General features: G+C 73.5%; 16 protein-coding genes. 6 read left to right on the top strand and 10 right to left on the bottom strand.

Translation table 11 applies throughout. The features are described 5' to 3' along the window. Positions 1 to 134: 134 nt before the first annotated feature. The 4 genes from ACFV0O_RS26115 to ACFV0O_RS26100 all read right to left on the bottom strand — a co-directional run bounded on the left by ACFV0O_RS26115 (position 135) and on the right by ACFV0O_RS26100 (position 4,622). Entirely contained in the window at positions 135 to 2,126 is a 1,992-nt protein-coding gene (locus ACFV0O_RS26115; protein ID WP_380345801.1) for a beta-N-acetylglucosaminidase domain-containing protein, read from the bottom strand. Beyond that, a complete protein-coding gene (locus ACFV0O_RS26110) occupies positions 2,123 to 2,548 on the bottom strand; it encodes a hypothetical protein (protein WP_380345799.1) in 426 nt (141 codons plus the stop codon). Before ACFV0O_RS26110 ends, ACFV0O_RS26115 begins: the two co-directional genes overlap by 4 nt. 839 nt (positions 2,549 to 3,387) lie before the next feature. Beyond that, complete coding sequence (locus ACFV0O_RS26105) at positions 3,388 to 3,825, bottom strand: hypothetical protein (protein ID WP_380345797.1); 438 nt, start codon at positions 3,823 to 3,825, stop codon at positions 3,388 to 3,390. Positions 3,826 to 4,244: 419 nt separating this feature from the next. Continuing rightward, positions 4,245 to 4,622, bottom strand: coding sequence for a winged helix-turn-helix transcriptional regulator (locus ACFV0O_RS26100; protein WP_380345796.1), 378 nt, complete (start codon positions 4,620 to 4,622; stop codon positions 4,245 to 4,247). Between the two features lie 129 nt (positions 4,623 to 4,751). On the opposite strand from ACFV0O_RS26100, the gene ACFV0O_RS26095 reads away from it, so the two are divergent. From ACFV0O_RS26095 to ACFV0O_RS26085, 3 genes are all read left to right on the top strand, one after another. Continuing rightward, positions 4,752 to 5,540, top strand: coding sequence for a glycine betaine ABC transporter substrate-binding protein (locus tag ACFV0O_RS26095; RefSeq protein ID WP_380345795.1), 789 nt, complete (start codon positions 4,752 to 4,754; stop codon positions 5,538 to 5,540). A gap of 44 nt (positions 5,541 to 5,584) precedes the next feature. After that, on the top strand, positions 5,585 to 6,616 hold the full coding sequence (locus ACFV0O_RS26090; RefSeq protein ID WP_380345793.1) for a zinc-binding alcohol dehydrogenase family protein: 1,032 nt from the start codon (positions 5,585 to 5,587) through the stop codon (positions 6,614 to 6,616). A 268-nt stretch (positions 6,617 to 6,884) separates the two neighbouring features. Further along, positions 6,885 to 7,349 (top strand): phage tail protein, encoded by a 465-nt coding sequence (locus ACFV0O_RS26085; protein WP_380345792.1) that lies wholly within the window; start codon positions 6,885 to 6,887, stop codon positions 7,347 to 7,349. Here ACFV0O_RS26085 and ACFV0O_RS26080 read toward each other — a convergent pair. The 3 genes from ACFV0O_RS26080 to ACFV0O_RS26070 all read right to left on the bottom strand — a co-directional run bounded on the left by ACFV0O_RS26080 (position 7,333) and on the right by ACFV0O_RS26070 (position 12,273). Further along, entirely contained in the window at positions 7,333 to 10,332 is a 3,000-nt protein-coding gene (locus tag ACFV0O_RS26080; RefSeq protein ID WP_380345790.1) for a BTAD domain-containing putative transcriptional regulator, read from the bottom strand. The genes ACFV0O_RS26085 and ACFV0O_RS26080 overlap by 17 nt on opposite strands. Before the next feature lie 155 nt (positions 10,333 to 10,487). Beyond that, entirely contained in the window at positions 10,488 to 11,462 is a 975-nt protein-coding gene (locus tag ACFV0O_RS26075) for a helix-turn-helix transcriptional regulator (protein ID WP_380345789.1), read from the bottom strand. A 277-nt stretch (positions 11,463 to 11,739) separates the two neighbouring features. Then, on the bottom strand, positions 11,740 to 12,273 hold the full coding sequence (locus ACFV0O_RS26070) for a pyridoxamine 5'-phosphate oxidase family protein (protein ID WP_380345787.1): 534 nt from the start codon (positions 12,271 to 12,273) through the stop codon (positions 11,740 to 11,742). A gap of 312 nt (positions 12,274 to 12,585) precedes the next feature. Here ACFV0O_RS26070 and ACFV0O_RS26065 point away from each other — a divergent pair, with 312 nt between their 5' ends. Further along, the gene (locus ACFV0O_RS26065; protein ID WP_380345785.1) at positions 12,586 to 13,335 is read left to right on the top strand and encodes a DUF4232 domain-containing protein; all 750 of its coding nucleotides are present in this window, start codon (positions 12,586 to 12,588) and stop codon (positions 13,333 to 13,335) included. Between the two features lie 148 nt (positions 13,336 to 13,483). Here ACFV0O_RS26065 and ACFV0O_RS26060 read toward each other — a convergent pair whose 3' ends face one another. Both ACFV0O_RS26060 and ACFV0O_RS26055 read right to left on the bottom strand, forming a co-directional pair. Beyond that, a complete protein-coding gene (locus ACFV0O_RS26060; protein WP_380345784.1) occupies positions 13,484 to 13,948 on the bottom strand; it encodes a DUF5959 family protein in 465 nt (154 codons plus the stop codon). A 121-nt stretch (positions 13,949 to 14,069) separates the two neighbouring features. Further along, complete coding sequence (locus ACFV0O_RS26055; RefSeq protein ID WP_380345783.1) at positions 14,070 to 15,071, bottom strand: S41 family peptidase; 1,002 nt, start codon at positions 15,069 to 15,071, stop codon at positions 14,070 to 14,072. A 91-nt stretch (positions 15,072 to 15,162) separates the two neighbouring features. Here ACFV0O_RS26055 and ACFV0O_RS26050 point away from each other — a divergent pair, with 91 nt between their 5' ends. Continuing rightward, complete coding sequence (locus ACFV0O_RS26050) at positions 15,163 to 15,702, top strand: ArsR/SmtB family transcription factor (RefSeq protein WP_380345781.1); 540 nt, start codon at positions 15,163 to 15,165, stop codon at positions 15,700 to 15,702. 73 nt (positions 15,703 to 15,775) lie between these two features. Here the strand turns inward: ACFV0O_RS26050 and ACFV0O_RS26045 are convergent, their stop codons facing one another. Continuing rightward, positions 15,776 to 16,420, bottom strand: a complete 645-nt coding sequence (locus ACFV0O_RS26045; protein WP_380345779.1) for a dihydrofolate reductase family protein — start codon at positions 16,418 to 16,420, stop codon at positions 15,776 to 15,778. Between the two features lie 630 nt (positions 16,421 to 17,050). Here ACFV0O_RS26045 and ACFV0O_RS26040 point away from each other — a divergent pair. Further along, positions 17,051 to 17,407: a hypothetical protein gene (locus ACFV0O_RS26040; RefSeq protein ID WP_380345777.1), complete on the top strand. Its 357-nt coding sequence runs from the start codon at positions 17,051 to 17,053 to the stop codon at positions 17,405 to 17,407. Positions 17,408 to 17,409 lie beyond the last annotated feature (2 nt).

Here is a 17,409-nt window from a genome sequence, read left to right as displayed (position 1 = left end):
TACCACCGCTACGACGGCCACTACGGTCCCATCACACCCGCGCAGTAGCGGGCGCGGAAGCCGGGAGGACCGGGCCCTGTCCGCGTTCCCGCTGCGCGGCCGGTGGTGACGGCCGTCACCCCCCGTGTGGCGGGTCAGGTGGGGGCTTGTTCGAGGAAGGTGTCGAGCACGCCGTCGGCGATTTTGACGGGGCCTTGGGGGCGGGTGGCGCCCGGCACGGTGTGCCGGCCGGCGGCTTGTCCGGCGTAATCGCGGGAGCGGGAGGAGAGCTGTTCGGCGCGGGCCGTGTCACCGTCGAGGCGGGCCAGCAGGGCGTCGCTGGTGTCGGTCAGGGCCTGTCCCCACAGGGCGAGGGCGTCCAGCCAGGGTTTCGCCTCGGCCGCCAGGCCCGCATCGGGCACATGGGCGCGGATCTGCTCGGGGGCGGCGGCCATGGAGCGGGCGTAGCGGCCCAGTTCCTGTGCGGCGTTCCGTTGGCGGCCGGCCTTCCAGTCGGCCTGGAAGCGGTCGATGCGGGCCTGCAGTTCGGGGGCCTGCGGCTGCCAGGGGGTGCCGTCCCAGCTGGGGGCGAGGTGCTGGGTGTCGAAGAAGAGGGTCAGGGCGTCGGTGGTGGAGGGATCGCCTGCGGCGAGGTAGCGGGCAGCGGCCCGGAGGCTGGCCTCGGGGGTGTAGGCGCGGGTGTTCCAGGCGTAGTCGGCGCCGGTGAACAGGACCGGCTTGCTGGCCGAGGCCTGGTTCATGGGGTTGAGGACGATGCCGGTGAGGTGTTCGTCCAGGGTGGGGGCGCGGCGTGCGTAGGGGGCGAGCAGCAGGCGTCCGGCCGCGTGGTCGTAGTCGTTGGTGGGGTAGTTGTCCCACAGGGTCACCTCACGGCCCCACACGTCCGTGGCGTCGTGGGCCTGCTGGGCGGTGACGCTGGTGGGTACGACGTCCGCGCCGGTCCACATCATCGCGATCCGGCCGTCCAGTGTGCGGCGCAGTGTCTTCTTGTACGGAGTGTCCTTCAGGTCGCTGTACTGGGTGGGGACCATCTGCAGCGGTCGCACGTCGGGGTACTGGTCCACGACGTCGTGCTGGACGCGGTCGAGGAGCTCGCTCTGGGCCGCGGCCATGGCCTGTTCGTTCAGCGGTCCCCAGCGGGCCAGGTCTGCGGCGCAGCTCCACACCGGCAGCGGGTGGATGTCGTCGAAGGCCATCACGAAGTCGCGTATCCCCAGCCGGTACAGGGACCGCAGTTTGCCGGTGACGGCGGCGCGGTCGGCAGCCGAGCTGTAGCACATCGACTTGCCGGGAGAGAGAGCGTAGGTGAAGTCCACGTGGTTCTCGCGGGCGGCCCGGGCGAGTTCGGCCAGCTCCGCGGCCTGGGCGGCGGGGTAGTCCTCGCGCCACCGGTCGCGCCCGTACGGGTCGTCCTTGGGCGCATACAGATAGGTGTTGAGCTTCATCCGGCCGTAGAAGGCCAGTTGGTCCAGCCGCTGGGCCTGCGTCCAGGGAGTGCCGTAGAAGCCCTCGACCACGCCACGCCGGGGGATGGAGGGGTAGTCCACGACCGTCGCTCCGCTGAGGGTCCTGTCACGGATCAGCTGGGTGAAGGTCTGCGCCGCGTAGTAGACGCCGGCCGTGTCCTGCCCGGCCAGCACCATGCCGTTGCGGCCGTCCACCGTGCCGGAGGTGATCTGGTAGCCCTCGGTGGGAAGGCCGCCAGGGCCGAAGGCTCCGCTGCGAGCCAGCAGTTCCCTGACGCGCGGAGCGTCGCGCCGGCCCAGAACCAGCGTCAACTCGGCTTGCCGGGACGGTTGTTCCTCGATACCTGCGGTACGTACCTCGACCCCTGCCGCGCGCAGCGCCTGGGTGACCACCGTGACCGCCTGGTCGTCGGCCCCGTCGTCATGGAGCACGTCGACCCGGCGGGGAACGGGTAGGTCCGCACCGGTGCGGCGGATCTCGTGCGGCGTGGGCGACACCTCGGGCAGGTCGGGTCCGTCGACCGGGCCGGCGGTGATCGACGGGGCCGATGCCGTGGGCCTGGCGGCCGGCCGGCCCGGGTCCCGGGGTGCGCATGCGGCGGCGGCACCCAGGGCCATCGCCACCGCCGTCGCGGCGGCGGCCCGCGTGACCCGCCTCACCGGCCGCTCCCGTGCGCGCGGTCGGTGCCTGCCTTCAGCAGGGACCAGGCGGCGACCACCAGCACCAGGAACCAGCTGCTGGGAACGAGCAGGAAGAGCGAGGTGATCACGGAGGAGACGGGGTCACCGAGCGGAAGGACCAGCCAGTACGCGGCAGCGCTGGTGACCACCAGGCCGAGGGTGCACAGCGGCCACACGAGCATCCCCGCGATCTTCGACGCCCTCGTCCACCCCGGGACGAGCAGCCACACGACGGCCCCGACCAGCCAGCCCACGACGGGCAGGAGGTACCCACCGAAGACCACCAGCAGGACAGCGACCACCTGGCGTCGGCTCCACTGCGGGAACGGCTGCTGCCGGCTCCCCCCGGATGACGCCTGGTCGGCGGCGGACGGCGGGAGGGACACCAGGGGGTGTGTCACGGGCACTCCTTCTGCATCGGGCTGCGGCGGCCTCCCCCGGGCTGACCCTGAAAAAGAGGCATCTGTTCAGTTTGTGACGGAATAGGCCGGTCCGCCGGTTCCCCCCAGCCGCAGCGGCCCGGCACGGGGCCGGCGTCCCGGCCTGTCACAGGCCGAGCGCCGCAAGCACGTGGCCGGTGCCCTTGGTCGCGCCGACATGGGTGGCGGTGAAGCCGCCGCCGACCCGCCCACACGAGGCGGCCGTCGGCGGCCGACTGACCGTACGCGTTCAGCCACGCTCCGGTGGAGTCGCCGGTGCGTGGAGTCCAGGCTCAGGGACTGGCCTCAGCCACGGCCTTGGGTGGCTGTCGCTGCCGCCGGGGTCTCCGAGGCGGTGAGCGACCCGAGCGTACGACTCTCCATGTCAGCGGATCAGCACCTGCGCGCCCGAGCGGGGCACCATGGCCGTCCACTCGAATCTCGTCCAAGAGCTCCCAGACGACCTCGCTGCGCGCTGCCGCCGGCGTGACGGCGTCTGCGGCCGCCTGGCTGGCGACCTTCAGTCGGGCGAGCTGTACGGTCACGGTGAAGGAAATCCGGTCGGGGTCGACGCCACTCTGCCGTGCGGCGTGCAACTCCAGCGCGCACAGTGCCTGGTAGACGGTGAGGAGTGCGCAGACCTCCTGACATGCCGGCTCGGGCGACTTCGAGCGTAGGACGAACCCGGCTCCGCGCAGACGGTTCTTGAGTTCGGCATACCCGTTCTCGATCTCCCGCCTCCGGTGACAGATCGCCGCAGGCGTCGGGCCGGGGCCCGCGGGTGCTCCAGGGCATGTTCAGAACCCGTCTCGGGTGAGCGGTCAGTCGGCGGCGAGGATGTCGGTGAGACTCGCAGTGGGGCGGCCGAGCATGTCTGTCAGCGTGCGCTGCTGGCGCCGGGTCAAGGTGGCAACGAAGATCACAGCGTCAGCGTTGGCCTGGTCGCATGCCTGAGCTACCTCGCGGACCTTTCCATAGCTCAGCAGGGTCCGCGAGGAGTAGGGCAAGCTCATCTTCTGGACCCCGCCGTCCGAAACACCCCGTCGCTGCACAATCTGCACGACGACCCGAGCGCCACGCGCCCCCAATTCTGCAGCTGCCGATGCCATGAGCATTTCGAAGTCCTTCTGCTTCGCGGAGAAGTAGCCGACCAGGACTACATCAGCGCCCGCTGCCGTGAGCCGGAACGCCTGGCGTTGGGCCGGCTCGGACGGCACGCGGCGAGCCGTGCGCCGGTCGCGCCTTCGAGGCTGATGCATGCGCCACAGGCTAAATGCCTCACTACGTGCAGCGGTACTGCGTTTCTTGCTGACCGAGTCTGGCCGGCAAGGTCAGAGCCACTCGATGATGACGGCGATCGTGACGGTGGCCCCGTAGCGGACGGCGAGCCTGTCGTACCTCGGGGCCACCCGCCCGGTGGCGCTTGAGGCGGTTGATCCCGGACGCGACCGCGTGGCGCTCGCGGTAGTCGGCCTTCCGGAACGTCGGCGGACGGCCGCCGCGGGCGCCCAGCTTCTTGCGGGTGCGGACCTGGTCGGACTTCTCCGGAATCGTGCAGCGGATTCCGCGTCGGCGCAGGGAGGATGCGTCGCCGGGCCGGCGGAGTCCGCGGTGTCGTCCGGGCCCGGGAGATCACCGCACGTTCCCACGCTCCGGTGTCCCGGACCTTCGAAGACCTTCAGCCGAGGGTCCCGGGGAAGCGGTCGATGTTGAGTTCGACCCAGTTGCGCAGGTGGGAGAGGGGTGCGCAGGCGTCGGCGCCGAGGGGGGTGAGGCTGTACTCGACGCGGGGCGGGACCTCGGCGTGGATCTCGCGGTCGACCAGGCCGTGTTCCTCCAGGCGGCGCAGGGTCTGGGTGAGGACTTTGGGGCTGACGCCCTGCAGACGGGTGCGCAGCTTGCCGAAGCGCTGGGGGCCGTCCTCCAGGGCTCCGAGTGCGAGGGCGCTCCATTTGTTGGCGAGCAGGTCGAGCATGTCGCGGCAGGGGCAGGCGGCGAGGTAGACGCTCCTGGGGTCGTCGCAGGCACCAGCGGTAGTTGCGGGATTCGTCGTCATGCCGCAACAGTACCCAATGGGTACCAATGGTCCTTGCGGGTAACCACTACCTGTTGCATACCGTGTCCGACGTGCCCGGACGTCACGGGCCGACCTGATAACCACGTCAGCGAAGCAGGACCCATTCCCATGAGCTCCCCGACTCCCCTCACCCTGGGCACCATCGCCCTGTCCTTCCACCGCGCCGCGGCGGCCGTCACCCGGCGCGTCCTGGAGGCCCACGGCCACCGGGTGCGCGTCCTGGAGGCCCCGCACGAGGAACTGTTCCACCGGCAGGCGGCCGGCGAGATCGATGTGCTGGTCTGCGCCTGGCTGCCCTCCAGCCACGCCACGTACCTGTCGTCCTACCGCGATCAGGTCCGCGTCCTGTCGCCGTACTACAGGCCGTACTGCGTCTGGGCCGTGCCCCCGTACGTCCCCGCAACGGTCGCCGGCGTCGCCGACCTCGCCCGGCCCGAGGTGGCCGCACGGATGACCCGGACAGTCGACGGCATCAACGCGGGGGCGGGCATCAGCCGCTTCTCCGCCGACATGATCGGCACGTACGGGCTGGACCGAGCCGGCTACCGCTTCACCCCCGGCACCGAGGCCGGCTTCCTCACCCGCGTCGAACGCGGCATCGCCCGGCAGGAGTGGTTCGTCATCCCGCTGTGGCGCCCCCAGTACCTCAACCGCCTCCACGGACTGCGCCCCCTGGCCGAACCCAAGGGCCTGCTCGGCACCGTGGACGCGGCCTGCCCCGTCATCCGCCTGGACGCCCTCGAACGCATCCACCCCGAGGCCGTCACCCGGATGAACTCGCTGCGCCTTGGCAACGAGGGCATCGAGGAACTCGACACTCTCATCAACGCCGGCGGCCTCACCCCCCTCCAGGCCGCCGACCACTACCTCGCCACCCGCCCCGAGCTGCTGCCGTGACCGCACGGAACCACCGCCCGCACCACCGACCCGAGGACGTTCCCATGAACCGGATCCCGAGCACGATGCCCGCCGTCGCCTACCGCAGGAGCCTGCCGATCGACCACCCCGAGAGCCTGACCGACATCGAGCTGCCCGTCCCGACCCCCGGCCCGCGCGACCTGCTGGTCCGCATCGAGGCCGTCGCCCTCAACCCGGTGGACCACAAGATCCGCCAGAACGCCGACCCGGCCGGGGAGCCCAGGGTGCTCGGCTGGGACGCGGCCGGCACCGTCGTCGCCGTCGGCACGGAGGTGGAGCTGTTCGCGGTCGGCGACGAGGTCTACTACGCCGGAGCCCTGGACCGGCCGGGAGTCAACTCCCGCTTCCACGCCGTGGACGAGCGCCTGGCAGCACGCAAGCCCGCGACCATCTCCTTCACCGAGGCGGCCGCGTTCCCGTTGACCGCGCTCACCGCCTGGGAGGGCCTCTTCGAGCGGCTCGGCCTGCGCAGCGGTGCGCTGGAGCAGACCGGCACCCTGCTGGTCACCGCCGCCGCGGGCGGCGTCGGCTCCATGGTCGCCCAGATGGCGCGCGCCCTGACCAGCCTGACCGTGATCGGCACCGCCTCCCGCCCGGAGTCGGCGGAATTCGCCCGCCGGATGGGTGCCCGGCACATCGTCGACCACACCAAGCCGCTCGGCCCCCAGCTCACCGAGGTCGCGCCGGGCGGCCTGGACTACGTCTTCAGCACCGTCGGCACCGACCGCAACCTCGAAGCCTACGCCGAGGCCCTCAACCCGTTCGGGCAGATCGTCGCCATCGACGACTTCGACTCACTGCCGATCGGCGTACTCAAGGCGAAGAGCATCTCCTTCCACTGGGAGTTCATGTTCACCCGCTCGATGTTCCGGACCACCGACCAGGCCATGCAGCACCACATCCTCACCCAGGTCGCCCGCCTGGTGGACGCCGGCATCCTCACCACCACCGCTACCCGGGACCTCGGACCCGTCAACGCCGCCAACCTCCGCGAAGCCCACGGCATCCAGGAAAGCGGCACCGCCATCGGCAAGACCACCCTCACCGGCTTCTGACCCCCGACACACCGGCCTTGGGCCTGTTCAGCAGCTCGGACAGGGCGGGGCCGCCGGGATACCGGTCGGTGGTGCGCACGCCGACCGAGAGGCTTCGGTATCCGCCGGGTGCGTGCGTCCGGCGCCTGCCCACGAGTTCGGCGTCGACGAAGGCCCGCACGTGTCCGGGTGAGAAGCCGCTGCAGGCGCTGTCCGAGCGTCGGCGCGGAACGCCGGCCGCATCCGCGACGCACGGCGGGCGGGGGCCGGAGGTGGGACCATTCCTGCCATGACCTATGCCGTGGATTTCGTCACCGTGTCGACCGTCGGTCTGGAGTCCTCGCCGGTCGCGGACGCGCTCGCCGGTCTGCGGGCGAACGAGGCCCGCTACTTCAAGAACAAGTACGACCACGTGTTCACGGTGGAACCGGCGGGCGACGCCGGGGACGTCGTCGACTGGGTGCACCGGATCCTCCGGGAGGAACGCGAGATCGTCATCGAGTCCCGGCCGCTGGAGGCCACGTCCTTCCAGGTGGAGAACATCCGGATGGCCTACGTCTTCTACGAGAGCGGTCTGTCGGTCAACGTGATGTACACCGTCGACGACCCCAAGAAGCGGGCGGTCGGGTTCAAGCTCTCGGACGGCATGGAGGTCCCGGAGGAGCTCGCCGAGCGGTTCAAGTTCGCACGGCAGAAGTCGAAGCTCGCCGGCACCATCCGCGGGTCGTACTTCGTCATCAAGAACGAGTACTGAGCCCCGGGGTCAACGGGTACTGGGGCCCGGCCGGGGACGACGGGCCGGGCCGTTGCCCGTGGCCGCCGCCGGAGGGCACGGTGAGGCCGCGGTCGAGCTGCTCCGCGCGGGGGGCGTCGCCGTGCGCCGCGTAGAGCTCGGCGGCGGCGCGGAGGTGGTCGGCGGCCCGGGCGGGGCGGCCGTCCGTCGTGAGGAAGTCGGCGAACCGCTGGTGGACGAGGGCGTGCAGGCGGACGTTGCCGGTCGAGCGGCAGCGCTGCAGGGCGTCGCGCCAGGCGAACTCGGCGCTCTGCGCGGAGCCGAGGGCCTGGTGGGCCAGGGCCTCGCTGACCAGGGCCCAGATGGCGGCGTTGGCGCCGGGCCGGCCCGGGAGCAGCGCGTGGGTCTGCCGGGCGTGGGCGAGGGCGGCGGCCGGGTCGCCGAGGGTGAGCTTGATGGCGGCGGCGTTGCTGAGGACCGTGGCGGCGTGCTCCCGCAGCCCGGTGCGCCGGATGAGGGCCAGGGCGGCGGTGGCGATCCGGTCCGCCCCGGCCGGGTCCCCGGACAGGGCGGTCATCGACGCACGGACCGAGAGCGCGTGGATGTGGAGGTCGCCGTCCTCGGGGGTGGTGCGGTCGGCGGCCCGGACGGCGAGCGGCAGCGCCTCGGCCACGTAGCCGGCGGAACCGAGCGCGCAGGAGGTGGCGGCCTCCATGGCGGCCAGGCCCTCCCGGCCGCCGTCGAGCCGGGCGGCGTGCAGGCCGGCCCGCAGACAGGAGAGGCGATCGGCGACCCGGTCCGCGCCGTAGTACAGGATCGCGGTCACCTTGGCCAGCCGCCAGGCGCGTTCGTGGTCGCCCCGGGCGGTGGCGGTGGTGACGAGGTCGCGCAGCACGGGCTCCTCGGCGCGGCACCAGTCGAGCGTGGCGCGGGTGTCGGGCAGGGGTGGGAGCGCGTACGCCTCGGCCCCGGGCGGCAGGTACGGCCGGTGGTGCGGGTTGGTGCGGCGGACCGCGTGGCCGCCGGCGGCGAGTTCGTAGTCGGCGAGCCGGGCGAAGGCGGTGCTCCGCAGGTCGGCGGGCAGCCGGGCGAAGAGCTCGGCCCCGTAGGCCCGGACGAGGTCGTGGCGGCCGTACCGGCCGGGCGAGGGCTCGGTGAGCAGGTGGTGCGCGGCGAGGGCGCCGAGCGCCTGCCGAGCGCTCCGGGTGTCGGCGGCACCGGTGTGCGTGCTTCGGGTGTCGGTGGCACCGGTGTCGGCGGCGAGGAGGGCGGCGGCCGCGTACACGTCGACGGTGGTCCCGGGATGCGCCGTCAGCAGGGCGAGGAGGCGACGGGCGGGCGTGGGCAGCAGACGGCAGGTGTGGGAGAGCACGGCCCGTACGCTCAGTGCTCCCCGGACGGCCCCGAGGGCGCCCAGCCGGGCCTGCTCGTCCGACAACTCGGCGACCAGGGAAGACAGTTGCCAGCCCGGGCGGGCGGCGAGACGAGCGGTGGCGAGCTGCAGGGCGAGCGGGAGACGGTCGCACAGGTCGACGAGCCGGGCGGCCGCGGCCGGCTCGGCCGCCACCCGTTCGGCCGTCAGGCGGTGCTCCAGCAGGCGGAGCGCGTCCGCGGCGGGCAGCGCGTCGATCCGGAGCAGGAAGGCGCCGTCCGTGACGACCAGCTCCTCCAGGCTGTTGCGGCTGGTGACGACGGTCAGACACCCGGCACCGGAGGGCCGCAGCTCGGCGACGTCGGCCGCCGTGCGGGCGTTGTCGAGGACCACCAGCAGCCGGCGGTGCCGGGTCCGCTCGCGGAACAGGGCGGCGCGGGCCGCGAGCCCCTCCGGGACGGCCTGCTCGGGCAGGCCGAGGGCGGTCAGGAAGCGGCCGAGGACCTGCGCCGGGTCGGCCGGGCCCGCCGGGTCGAAGCCGCGCAGGTCGGCGAAGAGCCGGCCGTCGGGGAACAGGCCGCCGTCGGGGAGGTCCGCCGTGACGCGATGGGCCCAGTGCAGCACGGTCGCGCTCTTGCCGACCCCGGCGGGCCCGACCACCGCGGCGATCCCACCGTCGTTCGCGCCGGTGCCGCAGCGGCGGTCGAGCCACTGCGTCTCGGCGGCCCGGCCGACGAAGCCCTCCGGAGCGCCGGGGAAGGGGGTGACGGGGAAGGGAGCGCTGGGGAAGGGGGTGACGGGGAGTGGGTCGACCGCCGGGGCGGACGGGTTGCCGTCACCATCGCCCCCGCCCCCGCCCCTGCCACGGCCGTCGGCCGTCGGTACCTCGGCCAAAGCGGCCCGGAGCTCCGGCCCCGCCGCGAGGCCGAGCGCCTCGTCGAGGCGGGCGACCGCCTGTCGGTAGGCGTGCCGGGCGTCCTCGGCGCGCCCGCTCTGCAGCAGGCAGCGGACCAGCAGGGCCACGGTGGGCTCGCGCAGCCCGTCCGCGCGCACGCTCTGCTCCAGCGCGGGAACGGCCGCGTGCCCGCGCCCGAGGCGCAGCAGCCGTCCGGCCCAGGCGGTGAGCAGCCCGGTGCGGGTGTCGTCGAGCCGCGCGGCGAGGTCGGCGCCGAGCGGGGTGGCGGGCAGGCCGGTGAGGGCGGTGCCGCGCCACAGCCGCAGGGCCCGTTCGAGGAGCGCGGCGGCCGTGGCGTCGTCCTCGGTGCCGGTGGCGCGTGCGGCCAGGGCTTCGGCCTGCCCGACGTCCACGGCCTCGGTGTGCCCGGTGAGCCGGTAGCCGCAGGTGCGGGTGGCGATGGCGAACTCCGAACCGTCCAACAACCGTCGGAGAGCGGCGATGTGCCCCTGTAGCGCGGCCCTCGCCCGGACGGGCGGGCGGTCGGCCCACAGCAGTTCGGCCAGCTGCCCGACCGGGACGGTGCGGTTGGACTCCAGGGCGAGCAGGGCGAGGACGGCACGGCGCTGCGCCCCGCCCACGTGCCGGACGGGTGCGGCGTGCGGCCCGGGGCCTCCGCGGCCGTCCGTCCCGGCGTCCGGTCCCACCTCGACCGGGCCGAGCAGTCGTATCTCCATGTGGCGTGTCCCCCGTGGTGTCCCGTCGTCGTCCGGAGGGCCGAACGGACCGCCGGGAAGTTTACCGACGAGTAGGTCCGGTGCGGGCCCGTCCGGGGAGGGCACCGCCTGTGTGCCCGGCTGTGCGCCCGCCTGTGCGTCCGGGTGCCGGCCGGTCAGGATCGGGACGGTCGGTCAGCGTAGAGGGCGGCGGCGCGGCGGGTCGCCTCGGTCAGACGAGCCCGGAGTTCGGGCGGCTGCAGGACCTCGGCCTCCGGGCCGAGGCGGAGGAGTTCGAGGTAGCCGATGTCCCAGCTCTCGACCGGCAGGGTCACGGTGACCCAGCCGTCGGTGTCCGGGGGGCCCGCGGTGGCCAGGGCGTCGGAGGCGGCGGTCGGTTCCAGCAGCACGGCGAGGTTCGCCACGGCGAGCGGGCTGAGCCGGACCACCGCCCGCTCCCGCAGCACCGAGCGGGCGAACTCCCGTGCCGCCGCGGCCCAGTAGCCGGCGAGGTCGAACTCCGGGTCGCGTTCGAACCGTTCGTCGCCGGCCTCGGCCGTCTCGAAGCGGTCGACGCGGTACGAGCCGACCCGGCCGGACGGGCCGCGCGCCGCCACGTACCACTGCCCGGCCTTCAGGACCAGGCCGTACGGCTCCAGCCGCCGCTCCCGGGTGCCGGCGCGCGCCGCGTAACGGGCACGGAGGATGCGGTCCTCCCAGACGGCGCGCGACACCTCGGCGAGCAGCGGCGGGGGCTCGGCGTCGCGGAACCAGGCCGGTGCGTCGAGGTGGAAGCGCCGGGTGGCGGCCGCGGGGGCGTCGCCCAGGGCGGCGGCGACCTTCAGCCGGGCGGCGAGGGCGTGCCCGGCCAGGCCCATGTCGCGTAGCGGGCCCGGGAGTCCGGCCAGGTGCAGGACTTCGGCTTCGGCGCGTTCGAGACCGGTGAGGCGGGTGCGGTAGCCGTCGACGAGCCGGTAGCCGCCGCCGCGGCCGCGTTCGGCGTACACCGGCACCCCGGCCTCGATCAGCGCGGCGACGTCCCGCTGCACGGTGCGTTCGGAAACCTCCAGCTCGGCGGCGAGTTCCGTGGCGGTCATCGTCCGCCGGGCCTGGAGGAGCAACAGCAGCGCGATGGCCCGGCTCGCCCGCACGTCGCCCCTCCGTCCCGTCGCCTGCCGTACCTGCCGCGGCTGCTGCACGGATGACGCCGGCAGTACCCGCTCGCCCCCATTCTCGCCATGGGCTCAGTGCCGCGGGGGGAGCGGGCCGAGGCGTCCGTCGGTCCCGGTCGTGGTGGCGGCGGACGCCTCGGCATCGTGCCCGTTCGGCCCGTGCGAGCCGGACCGGCAAGGGCCCGCCCCGTGCGAGCCGGACCGCACCCATCCGGTGCGAGCCGGACCGGCACGGGCCCGCCCGGCACGGGCGCGGTCATGCCCCGTCCGCCGTCCCGCCGAGCGCGGCGGGGTCGGGGGCGAACGCGGCCATCCAGTGCGGATGCAGCCGGTAGAAGACCACGCCGTCGTCCCAGTCGAAGGCGTCGTCGCCGTAGAAGTCCCGGAAGTACGCGAGCAGGTCCGGCCAGTCGGGGGCCGGCCGGCCGTGGTGGGGGTTGAGCACCTCGACGGTGCCGTGGGTGAACACGCCCAGGTCCTCCCCGCGCAGGTGCGCGGCGCTGACGGCCGGCCGGGCGGCGAGGTGCCGGGCCTTCGCGGCGTCGCGCGCGGTGCCGAAGTGCCACGTCCCGTGCAGGAAGTGGCCGTCCACGCCGCTGACCCGCGGCTCGCCCTTCGCCGTCACGGTGGACAGCGCGAGGGTGCACATGCCGGTGAGCACGCCGGTGAGCCGGCCGGCGGTGAGGGTGCGCTCGCTGCTGATGATCGACCGCAGGTGCGCCGTGGAGCGGGAGAACGAGGTGTCGAGGAGGACTTGGAGGCGGTGGAGCTCGGCGGGTGTTTCGCGCATGGGGGTCGTCCTTGTCTGTGCGTCGTCCCGGCCGGCGTCACCACGACGCGACCGGCACCCCACCGTCCCCGGGAAACCCGACACCTCCTGTCGTCTTTTTCCCGCGGCGTCGTCCACGCCCTGTCGTGGAACGGACAATTCCGCAATCCCGGGGCGCGCCGTGTCAACCGTGTCGCACCCGATCGAATGTCACAGTCCCATCCCTGTCATGTCCTGACGACTGTGACGCCACGCGTGCAGCCAAATGCCGTCGGGCGGGCGTCCTTTGGACTGTCCGAGCACGTCAGTACGAACCGTCACCGGGGAGCCACCATGTTCGTCCGCAACCGTCGCCCGCTGCTCGCCTCCGTCGTCCTCGTCGTCGGGGCAGGGCTCGCGCTGACCGCCTGCGGGCCCGACAACACCGACACGGCCGGCGGCTCGAAGCCCTCCGCGACCACTGCGGCAACCGTCGCGCCCTCGACGGCGGGCGGCCCGGCCTCCGGTGCTCCCGCGCCGAGTGCGCCGGCCACCGGAGGTGCCTCGCACACTGCCACGAAGGCCGCGTCGGCACCGCCCGCCGCGAGCCCGTCCGGCGGCACCCGGCCCGGTGGCGCGGGTGGTGGCGGCGGCACCGACGCCCGCCCGTGCGACATCGAGAACCTCACGGTCCAGGCGACGGCCCGCTCCGGGGCGCCGAGCCAGTGGGTGATCGAGGTGCACAACACCGGTGCGAGTGCCTGCAGCCTCAGCTCGACCCCGGGGGTCGACCTGGGCAGCTCCACCGCCCGGGACCGGAGCAACAACCTCAAGCCGATCCTCGCCAGCGGCACGCTGCGGTACCCGGTCGCGGCGGGCCAGAAGGCCTACGTGGTGCTCGACCTCGACCCGAGCGGCGCCACCACCGGCACCACCCCGGGCATCGACGAGTTCAACGTGCTGGTCGACGACGAGGGCATGCCCCTCGCGGGCACCAAGAACTTCCCCCTGCCCAGCGGCGCCCACGTCCTGAACCCGCAGATGGGCGTCTACCGCCCCACCGTGGCCGAGGCGGTCACCTCCGAGGCGTCCGCCGGCAAGTAGCCCCGACCGTGGTCGAGCGGCGCGGCCCAGCGCTCCCGGGCCGCGCGCCGCTCACCGGTTCCGGGCCGCGCGCCGTTCACCGGCCGCGGCGGCTTTCATCGGTCACGGCGGCCCTCACCCGCCGCGGTCCCTCACCGGCTGCGGTTACTCACCCGCCGCGGTGGCCTTCGCCGGTCACGGTGGCCCGCCCCGGGACGTTGCCCGGCCAGGTCCGCCGGAGCCTTTCCAGCCGGTCGCGGTGGTCGTCCGCCCAGTCCTCCGGGGGCAGGATCCACAGCATCGTGGTGAGCCGGTCGGGATCGTCGATCGTCACGGCCAGCGAGCGGTCCTCCTGCGGCTGGAGGGCCATGCTCAGCCCGCGGTCCCCGCCGATGACCGCGCCCCTGCCGGCGGCGAGGCCGTCGAGCGCGTCCTGCCAGGCGTCGAGGTCCCGCCGGTCGAGGTGGAACTCCAGTCGGGCGTCGAGGAAGTCGGTGTGCGCCAGCACCTCGGCCCTGAGGACCTCGTGGCCGGTCGGCCCATTCGGCCGGAAGGGGCCGGTGACGCGCACGGTGCAGTGGTCGCCGTCCGCGTCCTCCAGGTGGATCAGGTCCACCGCGTCCGCATCGGACACCGTCGGCCTCGCTCTCTCGTGTCGGTCCGGCGGGCATCCTCTCGCATCGCCGTCCGACCGGAACCGGCGCCCCGATCCGCTGCCCCCGGTCTGCTGCCTTTGGTCCGCAGGGAGTCGGGGGTCAGAGCCGGGTGTCCGACGGCGCGGGAGGGGTCTGCGCCCGGCCGCGCAGGGCCCGTCGGGCCTCCTCGGCCGACGGGGTGTCGCCGCCGAGCCGGGCCACGTCGGCCAGGGCCGCCCGGTGGGCCACCTCGTGGGCGCGGGCCGGGTCCGTCTCGGTGTCCGGGATGACGCCGGTGCCCTCCCAGTTGGTGCCCGACACCGGGTTCACCGAGCGGGCGGTCGGGATGGTGGCCTCCAGGTGCGGGTGGAGCGTGAAGCCCCGCCGGGGGTTGGCGCCGCCGCCGGACGCCTCGCCGACCACCACGGCACGGCCGCGCTGCTGGAGGTCGTACGCGAGCGCCTCGCCGCCCGAGAAGGTGGCCTTGCTGATCAGCACGTAGAGCGGCTTGCTGCCGCCGAACCGCGGGCCGGGCACCAGCGCGGGGCTCCAGAACTGCTGTTCGGTGCCCTCCTCGCGGTCGTGGAGGGTGGTGAGGTGCGTGGGCTCGTCGAAGAAGTGGCCGCAGACGTGGGCGGTCGTGTACGGGTGGCCGCCGACGCAGGCGCGCAGGTCGAGGATCAGCGCCTCGGCCCGGGCGACCAGGGTGAGCGCGGCGTTCAGTGACCCGCCGGTCATGTCGAGCGGGAAGAGGATCGGCGCGAGTTCCAGCAGGGCGACGCCGCCCTCCAGCCGTTCGATCCGCGGGACGCCGCCGAGCGAGAGGTCGGCGGCCCGCGCCAGCTCGGCGAGGACGGCGCCGTCCTCCTGCTCCGACGGGATCGGGTCCGGGTGGAACTTCAGCCGCAGGTGGCCGTCGCCGTTGACCGACCGGAGGTCCTCGGTGACCAGCCGTCCGAGCGTCTCGGGGTCCTCGGCCCGGTGGTAGCGGCCCCGGGCGAGTGCCTCGTCGAGGACCTCGGCGATCCGCTCGCCGATGTCGGGGAAGACGTAGCGCTCGGTCGTGAGCCGGCTCACTCCCGCGACGATCCCGGTGATCTCGTCCGGCTGAAGCTGCGTCATGTGCCGTCCCCCGCTGGTGCCGATCGGTCAGGTCGGGGACGAGTAGAGCACGGGCCTTGCGAAAGCGTCAAGAAAGTTGGACGCTTTACGCATGGACGACCGGACCCAGGACCAGGACCTCACCATCGAGAGCCCGCAGCAGTACAAGGCGCTCTCCCACCCGCTGCGCCAACGACTGCTGCTCGCCCTCGGCGGGCAACCCGCCACCGTCGCCCAGCTGGCGGAGGCCCTGGACAGCCGCAAGGGCACGGTGGCCCACCACCTCAAGGTGCTGCAGGACGCCGGCGTCGTCCGCATCGTGGAGACCAGGAAGGTGCGCGGCGGCAGCGAACACCTCTACCGGCGCACCGCCCGGCGGATCACGGCCGCCGGACGGGAAGCCGGGCCGACCACCGCCCTGCTCGGGGCGGTCGCCGAGGAATGCGTCAAGGCCCCGCAGGAACCGCTGCTGCTGCTCCGGCACCTACGCCTGACCGCCGACCAGGCCGCACGCCTCGGCGCCGCCCTCCAAGCCCTGGTGGACGAGGCCGCCGAAGCCCCGGACGGCGAGCCGGTCCACGGTGTGCTGGTCGCGCTCTACGAACAGGCCGGGCAGGCCGGGCGAGCCGGACAGGCAGGCGGAGGCAGCTGACCGCCCCGGGCGCGGCCGGCTGCCCCGGGCGCGGCCGGCCGTCAGAGCCGTGACCCGCCGGGTGCGGGCAGGTTCAGCCGTCCTGTCCGAGGCCGCGGTCGGGCGCGCTCATGTCGCCGGTCGCGGGCGTGCCCTCGGCGAGCCCGTAGCGCAGGAACACCGTGCCCTTGGGGCCGGCCGTCGGGGGCTGGAGGAGCGTGACGTTCGTGGGCACCGCGCCGTCCTCGAACACCTTCTTCCCGACGCCCAGCACGATCGGGTGCACCCACAGGTCGAGCCGGTCGAACAGCCTCTCCCGCAGGAGGGTCTGCACCAGGTTCAGGCTGCCGACGACCTTCACGTGCTCGTGCCGGTCCCGGACCTCCCGCACCGCGGCCGCCAGGTCCGGGCCGAGCAGGGCGGACCCGGCCCACGGCAGCGCGGGCGTGCCGCGGGAAGCCACGTACTTCGGGATCCGGTTGAACAGCTCGGCGAACCCGCCGTCCTGCCCACCCTCCTGGTGCGGCCAGTACGCGGCGAAGATGTCGTACGTCCGCCGACCGAGCAGAAGGGCGTCCGTGCCCTCGTACGCGGCGACGATCCGCGCCCCGGTGGCCTCGTCCAGCAACGGCGCCTGCCAGCCGCCGAACGGGAACCCGACCGGATCCTCGTCGGGGCCGCCGGGCGCCTGCCCGACCAGGTCGAGGGTGGTGAACAACTCGATGTCGATGAGGCCCATGGCTCCGCTCCCTTGCGTCGGTCGTCTCCGACAAGAGATAGACCCGCGACGGCCCTCGAGCCCGACGCCACGACGCTGTCGGGCCGCATCGGGCCACATCGGGCCGAACACGACGACCATCCGACCCGCGCCGTGGAACCGGCCGGCAGGTGATCGCCCACCCCTCGGGCACCGCCCTCAGGAATCCGAACTCCGGGCAGGACACTCCCAGTCGGCCGCGTCGATCGCACGGCCCGCCGTGTCACCGAGGTGGAAGCAACGGCCGTGGGCCCACACCGTCACCGAATCCCGCCGGTGGTCGACCTGGAAGGGCTCGTCCCCACGCTGCGTCCCCACGCCGTGTCCCCACGCTGCGTCCCCGGCCAGGAACCGTCCTCCGCGGGCGAGTGGGTGACGACGACGCAGGTCTGCCCCGGCAGGATCCGGTACCGATCCGTCCACGGCTCCACGGTCGGCTCCAGCGGCGCCTCACCGTCGTTCCCGACCGGCAACCGCGCGGTTCCGACCCGGCAGCCGGGGTGGCGAGGAGCAGCCGGGGTGACGAGGACGGGCGGCGTAGCCCCGAGACTTCGTGAGACTCGACTAGAGAGAATTCTCTAAGGCAGAACGTGTCTTTGCTAATCTCCTCTCATGGCGTCCTACGGCGAAGACCTGGAACGGGTCGACAAGGAGCTCCGCGAGGCCGAGCGGGAGCGAGACCTCCTCGGCGTGCGGATCGAGGGCCTCAAGGCCCAGCGCGAGGCGCTGCGCAAGCTGACCGAGGCACCGCTCGTCCAGGGGGACGAGATCCGGGACCTGACCAAGGCGGAGGCCATGGTGAAGATCCTCCAGGCGTCGACCAGGCCGCTGACGCTCGGCGAGATCGCCCGCGCCATGACCGCCGCGGGCAGGAAGACCAACAGCAACGGCGCCTCGGTGTACATCGACGCCCTGCTGAAGGCCGGACGCGTCGTACGGGTCCAGCGCGGCCAGTACCGCGCGGCCTGACG

This window comes from Kitasatospora sp. NPDC059577 (assembly GCF_042735475.1).
Taxonomy (GTDB): domain Bacteria; phylum Actinomycetota; class Actinomycetes; order Streptomycetales; family Streptomycetaceae; genus Kitasatospora.
Note: the sequence above shows the minus strand (reverse complement) of the source record. Positions and strands in the feature narration are given on the sequence as shown.

Bases quoted from the DNA above. Each gene is read 5' to 3' on its own strand.
- ACFV0O_RS26070 (WP_380345787.1), bottom strand. From the start codon at position 12,273: ATGCGCGAAACACCCGCCGAGCTCCACCGCCTCCAAGTCCTCCTCGAC.
- ACFV0O_RS26085 (WP_380345792.1), top strand. From the start codon at position 6,885: ATGACCTATGCCGTGGATTTCGTCACCGTGTCGACCGTCGGTCTGGAG.
- ACFV0O_RS26040 (WP_380345777.1), top strand. From the start codon at position 17,051: ATGGCGTCCTACGGCGAAGACCTGGAACGGGTCGACAAGGAGCTCCGC.
- ACFV0O_RS26095 (WP_380345795.1), top strand. From the start codon at position 4,752: ATGAGCTCCCCGACTCCCCTCACCCTGGGCACCATCGCCCTGTCCTTC.
- ACFV0O_RS26100 (WP_380345796.1), bottom strand. From the start codon at position 4,622: ATGACGACGAATCCCGCAACTACCGCTGGTGCCTGCGACGACCCCAGG.
- ACFV0O_RS26045 (WP_380345779.1), bottom strand. From the start codon at position 16,420: ATGGGCCTCATCGACATCGAGTTGTTCACCACCCTCGACCTGGTCGGG.
- ACFV0O_RS26090 (WP_380345793.1), top strand. From the start codon at position 5,585: ATGAACCGGATCCCGAGCACGATGCCCGCCGTCGCCTACCGCAGGAGC.
- ACFV0O_RS26080 (WP_380345790.1), bottom strand. From the start codon at position 10,332: ATGGAGATACGACTGCTCGGCCCGGTCGAGGTGGGACCGGACGCCGGG.
- ACFV0O_RS26050 (WP_380345781.1), top strand. From the start codon at position 15,163: ATGGACGACCGGACCCAGGACCAGGACCTCACCATCGAGAGCCCGCAG.
- ACFV0O_RS26055 (WP_380345783.1), bottom strand. From the start codon at position 15,071: ATGACGCAGCTTCAGCCGGACGAGATCACCGGGATCGTCGCGGGAGTG.
- ACFV0O_RS26065 (WP_380345785.1), top strand. From the start codon at position 12,586: ATGTTCGTCCGCAACCGTCGCCCGCTGCTCGCCTCCGTCGTCCTCGTC.
- ACFV0O_RS26105 (WP_380345797.1), bottom strand. From the start codon at position 3,825: ATGCATCAGCCTCGAAGGCGCGACCGGCGCACGGCTCGCCGCGTGCCG.